Below are 12819 nucleotides of genomic sequence, written 5' to 3'. Positions count from 1 at the left end.
ATAATCGCTTCATTAACTGTCAATATTAAGAAATATTGGTAAAAAATCAATTGATTTATATTTTTAAAAATGTCATCAAAAAAGGGTATCTGCTTATTTCTTTAAGTTGAGATACCCTTTTATATTCTAATATTTAATATAGTTTTGTCTCAAGCCCAAAAGATTCAATATTTTCTTTCACTCTTTGCAAGAACCTGCCACAAATAACACCATCAAGAATTCGATGATCTAGAGACAGACACATATTAACCATTGAACGAACAGCAATCATATCATCGATGACTACTGGTTTCTTTACAATTGACTCAAAAGATAAGTTAGCTGCTTGTGGATAACTAATAATCGGATTCGATAAAATGGAGCCAAAAGCTCCTGTATTATTTAAAGTAAAAGTGCCGCCTTGCATATCATCTAATGTTAACTTACCTGCTTTTGTTTTTTTTGTTAAAGAATCAATATCTTTAGCTATTCCAGCAATCGTTTTATGATCTGCATGTTTAATGACTGGAACATAAACTGAATCCTCTGTACCAACAGCCAATGAAATATTAATATCTTTTTTAACAACAATTTTGTTCACTGCCCAAGAAGAATTTAAAATAGGATAATCTTTTATTGCATTCACTACTGCTTTAATAATAAAAGCTAAGTAAGTTAAGTTAACCCCTTCTTTTTGAAGAAATTCCTGTTTCACTTTATTTCTTAAATTTACTAAATTTGTAACATCGACCTCAACCATCGTCCAAGCATGAGGGATTTCAGATACACTTTGTCTCATATTTGAAGCAATGGCACTTCTAACAGGAGTTACATCAATAAAATATTCTTTTTCCGATTCTTTCTGATTGTTTTCAACCATTGGTTTTGGAGGAGCTGATGAATGAAGTGTTGTTCCAACAGCTTCTGCTTCTTTGATTTCAGGAATGACCGCAGCCTGAGAAGAGATGGACACCACAGGTTCATCAGATTTATTTTCGATATAATGTAATACATCTTTTCTAGTAATTCTTCCCCCAAGCCCTGTTCCATGGACTAGGTTTAGATCTACATCGTTCTCTGCTGCGATTCTTTGAACCGCAGGTGAATATCGATTTCTCATGTTTTGATCAGAATCAGACGTAACATTATTTATTACTTGATTTGCTTCCTGTTGAGTCTGTGAAGCCACTTCTTGAACATTAGATACGCTTTCATCTTGTTTTACTTTAATATTACAAATGACTGTACCTACATCAACAGTTGCACCTTCATCTATGAAAATCTCCTGTAAAACACCTTCCACTGTACTAGGCAATTCAGCAGTCACTTTTTCTGTCATTATTTCACATAAAGGCTCAAATTCTTCAATAAAATCACCCGGTTTTTTTAACCATTTAACGATCGTTGCAGAAACCACGCTCTCTGCAAGCTGTGGCATTGTGATTTCTTGAATCATGGGATTACTACCTCATTTCTTTTAAAATAATGCTAATTCTTTTATGGCGTCTTTTACTTTCTCTGTACTTAGCATATAATACTTCTCTAAGGTTGGGCTGAAAGGCATAGCCGGAACATCATAACTACATAATCTCTTTATAGGCGCATCAAGTTCATATAATAATTCTTCAGAAATAATAGCAGAAACTTCTGCACCAACTCCACCCGTTTTATTGTCCTCATGTATAATAAGAACTTTACCTGTTTTTGAAGTAGCTTCTAATATAGCTTCAACATCTAAAGGTTGAAGTGTTCTCAAGTCTAATATGTGCGCACTAATCCCTTCTTGCTCGAGTTGCTCAGCTGCCTCTAGTGCAAAATGCACAGTATATCCATAAGTTATAACGGTAACATCAGTACCTTCTTTTTTTATATCAGCTTTCCCAATCGGAACTACAAAATCGTCATCTGGAACTTGTGAAACGATAGACTGATAACACTTTTTATGTTCAAAATAAATCACTGGATCAGGATCACGTATTGCTGACTTTAATAATCCTTTTGCATCATATGGAGTAGAAGGAACAACAATTTTTAAACCAGGTGTTCCAAAAAATACTGATTCAGGACATTGAGAATGATATAAAGCTCCAAAAATACCTCCACCAATAGGGGCTCTGATCACCAATGGACAATCCCAATCATTATTTGATCGATATCTAATTTTAGCCGCTTCATTAATAATTTGATTCGTTGCCGGCAGCATAAAATCAGAATATTGCATCTCTGCAATTGGACGCATGCCATACATTGCAGCTCCTATGGCAACACCCGCAATCGCTGATTCAGCAAGAGGAGTATCCAATGCTCTGCTTTCGCCAAACTCTTCTAAAAGCCCTTTAGTTGCTGTAAAAACTCCACCTTTAACCCCAACATCTTCACCTAACACAAATACGTTGTCATCTCTGCGCATTTCCTCTGACATCGCTGTCCGAATGGCATCAAGGTAACTTAATTCAGTCACTTCAGTCCGCCTCCCTCATCTGCATATACATGCGTTATTGCTTCTTCAGGTTTTGGATAAGGAGCTTGTTCAGCATACTTTGTCGCTTCTTTTATTTCTTCATTTATTTTTTCCAACAACTGTTGATCTTGTTCTTCGCTCCACAACCCACAATCTATTAAATATTGTTTAAACTTTGGTAATCCATCTGCTTTTCTATGTGCTTCTACTTCTTCCTTTGTACGATAAATCATATCATTGTCTGAAGTAGAGTGTGGCGATAATCGATAAGTAACTGCTTCGATAAGCGTTGGTCCCTCACCTTTGATAGCTCTTTCACGAGCTTCTTTCACAACTTTATACACTTCAAGGGGATCATTTCCGTCAACTTTTATGCCTGGAAAACCATATCCAAGAGCTCGATCAGCTATACTTTCACAAGCCACTTGTTTTTCAAACGGAATAGAAATTGCATACTGATTATTTTCACACATAAAAATGACAGGTAATTTATTAACACCTGCAAAATTACAACCCTCATGGAAATCTCCCTGATTACTGGAACCCTCACCAAACGAAACATAGGAAACAAAGTCCTTCTTTTTCATTTTTGCTGCTAGCGCAAATCCTACTGCATGTGGAACTTGTGTTGTTACAGGACTTGAACCTGTAACAATATGATGCTTTTTATGACCAAAATGACCTGGCATCTGTCTACCGCCACTATTCGGATCTTCTGCTTTAGCAAATAAAGATAGAAACAGTTCTTTCAGTGTCATTCCAGCAGCTAACACAAATCCATAATCACGGTAATAAGGAAGAAAATAATCCTTTTGTTTTTCTAGGGCAAAGGCTGCTGCAACTTGAGTTATTTCATGTCCTATACCTGAGACGTGAAAATTAATTTTCCCTGCTCTCTGCAATAACAAAGCTCGCTCATCATATTTCCTTGCTAATACCATTAAGGAATACATCTCTATAAAGTGTTGATCTGTTAAGCCAAGCTTTTCATGTTTGTTTAATTGACCTACTGAATTCATCATGGAGAAAACCTCCTCCTTAAATTATAATGAGAACTTAATATCAGGTCTTAATACTTAACTCTAGTATCATTATATCAGTTTTATATTTAGATGCCAATTGCATTCCCATCCACTCCAAGCATAGCTTCTCCCAAAGCTTCAGATAAAGTAGGATGAGCATGTATAGTTTGTCCTACTTCCCAAGGTGTAGCATCTAATACTAATGCCAAACCTGCTTCAGATATATAATCTGTTACGTGAGGACCAATCATATGCACACCTAAAATATCGTTGGATTCTCTATCTGCAATGACTTTTACGAATCCATCATTACTTCCGTATACTAATGCTTTGCCAATGGCTTTAAATGAAATGGAAGCTGTTTTCACATCAAACCCTTTTTCTTTGGCTTGTTGCTCTGTCCATCCTACACTTGCAATTTCAGGACGAGTATATACACAACGTGGAATGTTTTGGAATAACATTGGATGTACCTCATGACCTGCTGCATGTTCTACAGCTAAAATCCCTTCGTGACTTGCTACATGTGCAAGCTGCAATCCCCCGATCACATCTCCAATTGCATAAATATGAGACTCATTTGTTTGTAAGTATGTATTGACTTTAATAAACCCGTTTTCTACTTTAATATCCGTATTTTCAAGCCCCAAATTTTCTACATTTGCTTGTCTACCAACAGATAGCAGCATTTTCTCAGCTTTTAAATCTAATTCAGAATCCTTTTGTTTGACTTTCATTGTAACCATTCCATCTTCCGTTTCAATACTATCAGTAAGCAACATTGCATTTTTTAAAATCTTTATTTTTCTTTTTTTAAATATGCGTTCTAATTCTTTAGAAATCTGTATATCTTCTGTTGGAATGAGGTTTTTTTCAGTTTCAACAATCGTTACTTCTACTCCAAAATCACTAAATAGCGAAGCCCACTCAACACCAATCACACCACCACCAACAATAATGATTGATTTTGGTAACTCATCCAACTCTAAAGCTTCATCACTTGTTAGTATGAACTTTCCATCAACCTCTAAGTTTGGTAAAACTCTTGGTCTTGAGCCTGTTGCAATAATTAAATTTTTAGGTACAAGCGTTTTATTATTCTCTTCAATCTCTGATTCAATGGCAATCGCACCACTTCTAGGTGAAAATATAGAGGGTCCTATCACTCGTCCATTTCCATAAAATACATCTATTTTATTTTTTTTCATTAGAAACTCTATGCCTTTATGTAGTTGATCTACTATTTTGTTCTTTCTGTTTTGGACTTTTTCAAAATGCAGCTGAATGGAAGATGCGGTAACTCCATATTCTTCACTATTGTTCATAGTTGCATATACTTCAGCACTTCGGAGAAATGATTTGCTTGGAATACACCCTTTATGCAAACATGTTCCTCCTAATTTTTCGCGTTCTACTATAGCAACGGTTTTACCCAATTGCGCAGCTTTAATAGCAGCTACATACCCACCTGTACCACCGCCAAGTACAACAACATCATAATTTAATGTGCTCACAATCAATATACCTCCTATGTTTTAAAAAATTCAATCGACTCTATTGTAACTTTTTCAACATAAGAAATATAGTTAAATATTTTAGTATTTTATATCTATGACAGATTTACATGCAATGTTACTTAATATATGATATGATTTGTTTCGAAACAAAATAACTATTTACTGATATGATGTCAATTTGAAAGAGGCATAAAAATGAAATTAATGATATCTCGTTTTATAGCTATATTACTGTTAGTAATTCCAGGGCTTTTAGCGACGTATGGATTTTTAGAGATAAAAAACTCAATATTTGATTACATGGTGACAGTGGGAAATACAGAAGTGGAAAATCAAATCCAATGGGGAAGACTAGTGATAGGAATTGTTAGTTTCTTAATAGGGGTTGGTTTTATAGGTGGATGGATTTTTTTCAGAGATCAGAAGAGAAATTATGTAGCACCTAGATTCAAACCAAATAAAGACTAAAGAACACAGGTTAAGAAGTTTTCATTTAAATAGAAACTCCCATATCGAGGTCATTCAGAAACCAGTTCAATCCATGAACTGGGAAACTCCCTCGAAGATGTTCTTCACTTTTTGGGGCAAAATTAGACTCTCCCCCACTGATCAATCCAATGAATAAACGGTTTTGATTGAATCCATTGAGTTATTGAACTTTTTTCTGAAATCCAGTGCATGTAAACTAATAAAATCAAGACAGAAATTTGAATCCACCATGGCGTCATGATAATAAAACAAAATCCTAACACAAATCCTAATAAATTAGATCCTGAATCACCAAGCATTACTTTTCCCTGAATATCTTTCGGCAATAATAATAAAACAGCAATAACAATAGGGAACAAATAAAGAAAGAAATTTAAAATGCTGGTAAACAAAAATAGTACACTCGATAATAACAAAAAAAATTTTATCGCTCTTCCGGGTCTTAAATCCAACAAATTAACTCCGTTGGTCATTAAAGTTAGAATAAAAAACTGGATTATTTCTAACAAAGGGTGATGTTCTAAAAGAATTAAAACCCAAACAGCTAACCCCCCTGTAGATACAGCTTTGAGTAGACCTGTTGTTAACCGCCTCTCCTTTACAAGTTTCATTAAATGTCCTCTTAAACCCTTTACTTCTGAATCACCTACTCGATCATCTAACCATCCAACAATAAATAAAATAGTTAGTATGACAATGTAATTAGAAATTAAAACTTGCATTATTTCATTTGGGAAAATGAACCATTGAATTGAGAAGTAATAAAAGATGAGATATAACCACAAATACATACCTAAACCAATTGGAATTTCTTGTTCAAGGTAATTTGTTGCAACGATTTGATTTCTTACTAAATATTTTATGACAACTTGTAATAAAAGAATTCCCATACTAATGGATAAAATAGAAAAAAACACTAGTGTTAACATACTGGATCACGCCATTTGTGATACAAGGTTCTTGAGACTGAAATAAATTGTTTACCTCTATGTTTAAAACCTGCCCAATCTCTACCTGTTTCTCGGTGTTTAAAGGCGATATCAATCTCACATAATTGAAATCCTTTCTTGACCGCATCTATCGTTAAGCCTACCTCTATTCCAAAACCATCAGACAAAGATATAGACTCTAATAAACTCTTACGCATCGCTCTTTGACCAGATAAAGGTGCTGTTGTTTTATAACCACTTAACCAATATATCCCGTTTACAGCTAACTTTTTTACAAATCCAAAACCTGCTTTTTTATTTACCTTTGGAAAACGTGCAATTGCCATATCCATATCATCCTCAAGAATAGGGGCTACTAACTTAGAAGTTAAATTAGCTGTTGGACCTAAATCAGCATCTAAAAACACAATAATTTCATTTTTAGCTTTTTTCCAACCCGACTCTAAAGAAGCTCCTTTACCCATATTTTGAGAATGCCTTATAATAATATCTGACCATTCTTTAGCCTTTTCATATGTTTCATCTTCACTGCCGTCATCTACAACGATGATTTCATTCCATTTTTCTTTACCTTCTCTATTCCTTAAAACATGTAATGAATGTAATGTTTCAATTATCTTTTCATCTTCATTCCAAGCTGGGATAATTATAGACACCGAAGGTTGCATGTGACTCTTCCTCCATTATTCTTTTAATATACATCATGAAATTAACTATTTCTTGAGGTTCATCAAAAGGTAATACATTAGAACTAACTTGAATGATGATAGGGTTTGATTGTTCATTTATTGAATTCCAGTCTTTCATTTGATTTGTCATTAATTCAAATTGTTCTTCAGAAACGATAATAAGATCTGGTACTTCCTTCATAGGTGCTTCAAGCCATTCTCCGCCTGCTGATTGAATTGCAAAAGCCAACATGTCTTTACTGACATCCTCAGAGCTCATCCACATCATTTTTTTATGTTGAAAGATAGGCACTGTTGTTTTTTGATTCAATAGTTGTAACGACCCAACTTGTTTTTGTAATTCTTGATTAATAGACAACTGGGATTCATACTTCTCCATAAATCTTTCAGCAATACTTTCTTCTGTTTGATGGATCCATTGCTGACCCAATGTACTACCAATAAATATTCCAATTCCTAACGCAAGGAATATGGAGATAATCGTAATAATATAAAATCGACTGGAAACCAATTTAATCCACCACCTAGAAAACGGATAGTTTAATATAAATCCAGAACATATGAACAATGTCCCTGACTCCAGGATGAACATATGCCATGATAACGATAGGAAATAGAGCTGCTAATGGAAGAGGCCACATACTTCTCAATTTAACTTTTCGTTTATATAACTTGCTTACACCCTTTGCATCAATTAATTTATCACCAATTTTCATTCTAACAAGCAAAGTACTGGACATTCCTTTTCTACCTTTTTCTAAAAAATCAATCATGTGTGAATGCGCACCTAATGTAATAATCATTTCAGCCTTTTTTTCATAAGCTAACAACATGGCTATATCTTCACTAGTTCCAGCAGCTGAGATTTTTTTTGCTTCTAGGCCTAGAGATTGTATTCTTTCCAGTCCAGGAGCACTTCCATTAGGATAAGCATGAACGATAATTTCTGATCCAGATAAAAGAGCATGGTCTGAGATACTGTCCATATCACCTATGACAAGATGTGGGTGGTATCCATTTTCCAACAAAGCATCTGCACCACCATCAACACCAATCAATACTGGTTTCATATCCTCTACATAATCTTTTATTGCAATAAGATCATTTCTATAGTCTTTTCCTCTTACTACAATAACTACAGGTCTATTTCTTAATGTCGTTTTTAATTTTGGAATGATTAGAGGTTGAACTACAAAATCCTTCTCTTTTTGGGCATATTGCAGTGTATTATCAATAAAATGATTTAAATTATAAGGTAAATTTTCATAACTAATTTTTATTAATTGTTTATATTTCTCTTCAGTAAACAAATCAAAAGGAATGTGATTTCCATTTACAACAATATGGGATGAATGAATTGTAATGAATTGATTATCTGAAAATTTATCAAAACAATCTTTACCTATTTCTAATATAGGTATACCAGCATTTAATAAGATAAGAGGTCCTTTTGTTGGATAACTACCCGTCATCGTTTCATCTGCATTAATAATCGCTTTTACTTTACAACGAACGATATCTCTAGCTGCTATTTCATCAATATTTTGATGATTAATGACTGCAATTTGTTTAGGTTTAATCGTCATGAGCAGGTGTTTTGTAATTTTATCCACTTGAACAGTACCTTGTAAAGAGAGGATGTCCTTCTTGTTAAGTTGGTTCCATAATTTCACTATTAAACACTCCTCATTTAACTCTGTTCCATGTTTTATTATTTAATACTGAGATATAATTTATTCATCTAATAATAGATATAAATTGTTACTAAATTGCAAAGACTGATACATCTGGAAATTTATATGTGCACAAAAAAACCGCAATACATATATCACGGTTTTTAAGTAAATATAACATTGTATTTTTTACTGTACTATAATTGTGGAAGCCATTGTTTCATGTCCATCACCACAAGGTAAACTACAAATTACTGTATATGAACGCGCCTCATCAAAAGTAACCTCAACAGGCTCTTCACCTGGTAATAACTCTATACCTAAATCCTCAATTTTCACATGATGTTTACCTTCACCTGGTAAGTTACGCATTGATAGCTTTAATGTTTGACCTTTTTCAATGATGTATTCTTCTTGGTCAAAATTCCAGTTCACTGCTTTAAAAACTAATGCATTTTCATCTTCAACTTCTTCAACAGCTTCATGTTGTCCGATTGCATCGAATGTAACAACGATCCCTAAAACACTAGCAATGACAAACAGTGAAACCATGATCCACTTGTGCATTTCATTTGCCCCCTAAATTTATGATCTATAATTATTATTTTACATACTGTATTATCTTAAACAAAACCCCTATATGTCAACACTGTGACATAAATATGAATTTTCTTTGAACAAAAAATAAACCATCTCATTATTTTTAACGGACGATTTATTTTTCCATCATTATTTTCCTTTATAAACTAACAGCCTGTATTAGAAGAAATAATTAGACATGAATCTACTTTTCGTTTTTGTATTAAAGTTAAATCCATTATAATAACCATTTTCTCCCTAATAACACAAAAGGATTTTTCAGTTTTAGGACCATAAGTTAAAGGAACTTGATTTCTAAACAAATCCCTTTCTTTAAAAGTAACATTATTTATACAACATTCAACAGGTTCATTATAAGATTCAGAAATTAACTGGTTAAATTCTTGTAATTTACGACCATGAAAATCCATAGTGCCTTTTTCAGTATGAGAAACACTAACCTTTGAATCCTCAACTGGAACTACACAATTAAATGGAACATTTACTGTACAGTGCTTAATCCCGCCACAAATTCCATCATCATGTGCATAGTCTACAGCAGAATATCTAATGTTTTTTCTAACATAGCCGCCTAAAAAAACTTTCCCATTCACTACACCACAATCACATTTTGACGAACTGTTATCTACAGAGATAAATTCACATTGTTCAAGAACAACTTTTTTATCGATATCCTTTATATCAATTGCTGGAGTATCCAGCTCTATATCTGCTTCTAAATCAACCTGCAAGCTCAATTCTCCTACAACAACATCCATCATTATTTTATCAGGGCATAAAGATTGATTTTGGGAAGTACAATCACAAAATATCGGAGTTACTTTAGCACCCATAGCTTCTTCTCCTTCCATAATTGAATAGTGATACTAAGATATTGTATTCTGAACATTCAAAATTGATTGGTTGTTTGTCATAGAAATAAAAAATTGGGCTATTTAAAAATGTGTATAAAGTTTATATACATGCACATAAAAAACCGTTATTTATTAATTTAAACTAATAAATAACGGTAATTTTTTTCCTTTACTGTTTTCAAGAAACTTTATGTTCAATTCTCAATTTATCAGCGACCATTGCAATAAATTCACTATTCGTAGGTTTAGATTTGCTGATATTCACTGTGTAACCGAACAGAAGGCTTATAGAGTCTATGTTACCTCTTGTCCATGCTACTTCAATTGCGTGTCTTATAGCTCGTTCTACACGGCTTGGTGTTGTTTTATATTTTTCAGCTATAGCGGGATATAATGTTTTAGTAATTGAACCTAATATTTCTATGTTTTTATACACCATTGTGATTGCTTCACGTAAATATTGATACCCTTTAATGTGAGCTGGCACACCAATTTCATGAATAATAGATGTAATATTGGCATCCAGATTTTTCGTTTTTGCTATAGGAACAATATTTTGTTTTGAAGAAGGTGATTGTGAACTTCGAGATGAAACAACAGATGAATGATTGACTAATTGTCTTATTCGATTAGATAAAACATCAAAATCAAATGGCTTTAATATGTAGTAAGAGGCACCAAGTTGAACTGCTTTTTGTGTTATGTTCTCTTGCCCGAAAGCAGTTAGCATTATGATTTTGGGTTGAGGTGATAAATTTAATTCTCTAAGCTTCTCTAATACCCCTAATCCGTCTAAATGAGGCATTATGATATCAACGATAAGAACATCCGGTGTTTTCCCTTGTTCAATCAAGTCGATAACTTCTTCACCATGAAACGCTACCCCCATCACTTCCATATCTTCCTGTTCAGAAATATACTCTGAAAGTAAATTTGTAAATTCTCTGTTGTCATCTGCTAATAACACTTGAATTTTTTGTTGCACGAAAAGATCCTCCTCAAAAGAAATATTTGCCATAGCTATCATTTCGACATCTCAAATCAAATTCCTTCTGTCGAAAAAAATTTTTTTGTTGAAATTACACAACAAAAAGTCTCATATATAAAATAGCGCCCTTAAAGGGCGCTTTTTTTGGAAAATACTACATGTTTATTATTTAATTTTGAAATTCAATTCATTTGTATTAAGCGGCAGTTTCTTCGTTATTTTTATTTATATTTTCCATAATATCTGCATCTTTTAACATCCATTCAATAAAGCATCCATATCCAGAGGTTGGATCATTTACAAAAACATGTGTAACAGCACCTACAATTTTACCATCTTGAATAATTGGGCTGCCACTCATTCCTTGTACAATCCCGCCTGTTTTTTCGATTAAACGTGAATCGGTAACTTTAATAATCATTCCTTTTGTAGCGGGTGCATTTTGTTCAGCAATATGTTTGATTTCAATATCAAATGCTTCAACTTTTTGACCATCTACAACCGTTAAAATTTGAGCAGGTCCTTTTTTAATTTCTTCAGCAAATGCTACAGGCAATGCTTTATTAATTTTACCATGATCAGGAAACTCACCCATATTTCCAAAAATACCAAATGGAGTGTTTTTAGTAATATCTCCTAATATTTTACCTTGACTTGGTAATATCGCTCTTTTTTCACCTGGTAACCCGTTTTTACTTTTAGAAATGGACGTGACTTTTGAGTGAACTATCTCACCCTCACCTACTACGATTGGCGTATTTGTATCCATATCTGTAATCGTATGTCCTAAAGCCCCATATTTTTTTAAATCAGAAGAATAAAATGTGAGTGTACCTACACCAGCAGCTGAGTCTCTAATGTATAATCCTAATCGATATTTATGATCCTCTACATCAAAAACAGGTTTTAACTTTACATTAAGTTCTTTTCCATTTCTTAATAAAGTTAAGTTTATTGCTTTTCCTTTTTTTCCTGCATCATTCACAAAATCAGATACTTTACTAACTTTAGTAATTTTTTGTTGATTGATTTCAGTAATTAAATCCCCTAATTTTACTTTTGCTTTTTCCCCTGGAGAAATTTTATTTTCCTCTGAGGCTGATACGAGGTGGTGTCCTACAACTAAAACACCATCAGATTTCAACTTTACACCAATTGTTTGTCCACCTGGAATTACCTTTAGATCAGGCATAATATTTACACTAACTTTTTTAAAAGGTATCTTTCCAAATAATTTCAACTGCATTTCAGTTTGCCCAATCTCATTTGACTGTATAGAAATGGGTTCATTTAAATCCAACTGAAAAGATGGCTTAGATTGCCCATTAACTTTTAAAACATTGGGGTTCTTAACAGTAAGCTGAGCATGAACAGGCATTGTATAATCCAACTGTTTTCCTTGACCTGAAAAAAGCCTTAATTCAGTCGGAAATGATGCATAACTTTGAAATGGAGAAGATAATCCAAAGATACAAATGAAGAAAACGAGCAGAAGTCCAATCAATCTTTTTACGAACAAAAAATCACGCTCCCTTATCCTCCTTCGCTTGACGAGTAGGGTCGTCAATTGCGTACCTATAAGTTATCCTCCGCACAG

At 33.5% G+C, this 12819-nt stretch carries 13 protein-coding genes; 1 reads left to right on the top strand and 12 read right to left on the bottom strand.

The annotated features are described in order from the left end of the window. Positions 1–133 precede the first annotated feature (133 nt). The 4 genes from ERL59_RS01460 to lpdA form a co-directional block, all read right to left on the bottom strand. Positions 134–1435 (bottom strand): dihydrolipoamide acetyltransferase family protein, encoded by a 1302-nt coding sequence (locus ERL59_RS01460; protein WP_160643751.1) that lies wholly within the window; start codon positions 1433–1435, stop codon positions 134–136. Positions 1436–1456: 21 nt separating this feature from the next. After that, positions 1457–2440, bottom strand: a complete 984-nt coding sequence (locus ERL59_RS01455) for an alpha-ketoacid dehydrogenase subunit beta (protein ID WP_160643749.1) — start codon at positions 2438–2440, stop codon at positions 1457–1459. Continuing rightward, the gene (locus tag ERL59_RS01450) at positions 2437–3462 is read right to left on the bottom strand and encodes a thiamine pyrophosphate-dependent dehydrogenase E1 component subunit alpha (RefSeq protein ID WP_328699882.1); all 1026 of its coding nucleotides are present in this window, start codon (positions 3460–3462) and stop codon (positions 2437–2439) included. The genes ERL59_RS01455 and ERL59_RS01450 overlap by 4 nt, the downstream gene beginning before the upstream one ends. Before the next feature lie 86 nt (positions 3463–3548). Beyond that, positions 3549–4976: a dihydrolipoyl dehydrogenase gene (lpdA, locus tag ERL59_RS01445; protein ID WP_160643747.1), complete on the bottom strand. Its 1428-nt coding sequence runs from the start codon at positions 4974–4976 to the stop codon at positions 3549–3551. Positions 4977–5174: 198 nt separating this feature from the next. Between lpdA and ERL59_RS01440 the strand changes: the two genes are divergently transcribed. Beyond that, positions 5175–5447 (top strand): DUF2627 domain-containing protein, encoded by a 273-nt coding sequence (locus tag ERL59_RS01440; protein WP_160643745.1) that lies wholly within the window; start codon positions 5175–5177, stop codon positions 5445–5447. A 122-nt stretch (positions 5448–5569) separates the two neighbouring features. On the opposite strand, the gene ERL59_RS01435 is transcribed toward ERL59_RS01440, so the two are convergent. The 8 genes from ERL59_RS01435 to spoIVB all read right to left on the bottom strand — a co-directional run bounded on the left by ERL59_RS01435 (position 5570) and on the right by spoIVB (position 12741). Continuing rightward, on the bottom strand, positions 5570–6397 hold the full coding sequence (locus tag ERL59_RS01435; RefSeq protein ID WP_160643744.1) for a hypothetical protein: 828 nt from the start codon (positions 6395–6397) through the stop codon (positions 5570–5572). After that, complete coding sequence (locus ERL59_RS01430; RefSeq protein ID WP_160643742.1) at positions 6391–7086, bottom strand: glycosyltransferase family 2 protein; 696 nt, start codon at positions 7084–7086, stop codon at positions 6391–6393. Before ERL59_RS01430 ends, ERL59_RS01435 begins: the two co-directional genes overlap by 7 nt. Then, positions 7046–7618, bottom strand: coding sequence for a copper transporter (locus ERL59_RS01425; protein ID WP_160643740.1), 573 nt, complete (start codon positions 7616–7618; stop codon positions 7046–7048). The genes ERL59_RS01430 and ERL59_RS01425 overlap by 41 nt, the downstream gene beginning before the upstream one ends. Before the next feature lie 13 nt (positions 7619–7631). Then, positions 7632–8780, bottom strand: a complete 1149-nt coding sequence (gene steA / locus ERL59_RS01420; protein ID WP_201763444.1) for a putative cytokinetic ring protein SteA — start codon at positions 8778–8780, stop codon at positions 7632–7634. Between the two features lie 189 nt (positions 8781–8969). Next, positions 8970–9347 carry a cupredoxin domain-containing protein gene (locus tag ERL59_RS01415; protein WP_160643737.1) on the bottom strand — a complete coding sequence of 126 codons (378 nt, stop codon included), beginning with the start codon at positions 9345–9347 and terminating at the stop codon, positions 8970–8972. A gap of 179 nt (positions 9348–9526) precedes the next feature. Then, positions 9527–10213: a CsxC family protein gene (locus ERL59_RS01410; RefSeq protein WP_160643735.1), complete on the bottom strand. Its 687-nt coding sequence runs from the start codon at positions 10211–10213 to the stop codon at positions 9527–9529. Positions 10214–10412: 199 nt separating this feature from the next. Beyond that, positions 10413–11219, bottom strand: a complete 807-nt coding sequence (spo0A, locus tag ERL59_RS01405; protein WP_328699881.1) for a sporulation transcription factor Spo0A — start codon at positions 11217–11219, stop codon at positions 10413–10415. A 199-nt stretch (positions 11220–11418) separates the two neighbouring features. Further along, positions 11419–12741, bottom strand: coding sequence for a SpoIVB peptidase (gene spoIVB / locus ERL59_RS01400; protein ID WP_201763443.1), 1323 nt, complete (start codon positions 12739–12741; stop codon positions 11419–11421). Between the last annotated feature and the right edge of the window lie 78 nt (positions 12742–12819).

It is taken from the genome of Chengkuizengella marina, from assembly GCF_009910845.1.
GTDB classification, from domain to species: Bacteria; Bacillota; Bacilli; order Paenibacillales; family KCTC-33759; genus Chengkuizengella; species Chengkuizengella marina.
The sequence above is the reverse complement of the archived record's forward strand: the minus strand, read 5'-3'. Positions and strand labels throughout refer to the sequence as shown.

What these genes read in the sequence shown, in the direction of transcription:
- ERL59_RS01450 (WP_328699882.1), bottom strand. Translation starts at nt 3,462, where the DNA reads ATGATGAATTCAGTAGGTCAATTAAACAAACATGAAAAGCTTGGCTTA.
- ERL59_RS01415 (WP_160643737.1), bottom strand. Translation starts at nt 9,347, where the DNA reads ATGCACAAGTGGATCATGGTTTCACTGTTTGTCATTGCTAGTGTTTTA.
- ERL59_RS01435 (WP_160643744.1), bottom strand. Translation starts at nt 6,397, where the DNA reads ATGTTAACACTAGTGTTTTTTTCTATTTTATCCATTAGTATGGGAATT.
- ERL59_RS01440 (WP_160643745.1), top strand. Translation starts at nt 5,175, where the DNA reads ATGAAATTAATGATATCTCGTTTTATAGCTATATTACTGTTAGTAATT.
- ERL59_RS01460 (WP_160643751.1), bottom strand. Translation starts at nt 1,435, where the DNA reads ATGATTCAAGAAATCACAATGCCACAGCTTGCAGAGAGCGTGGTTTCT.
- ERL59_RS01410 (WP_160643735.1), bottom strand. Translation starts at nt 10,213, where the DNA reads ATGGGTGCTAAAGTAACTCCGATATTTTGTGATTGTACTTCCCAAAAT.
- ERL59_RS01430 (WP_160643742.1), bottom strand. Translation starts at nt 7,086, where the DNA reads ATGCAACCTTCGGTGTCTATAATTATCCCAGCTTGGAATGAAGATGAA.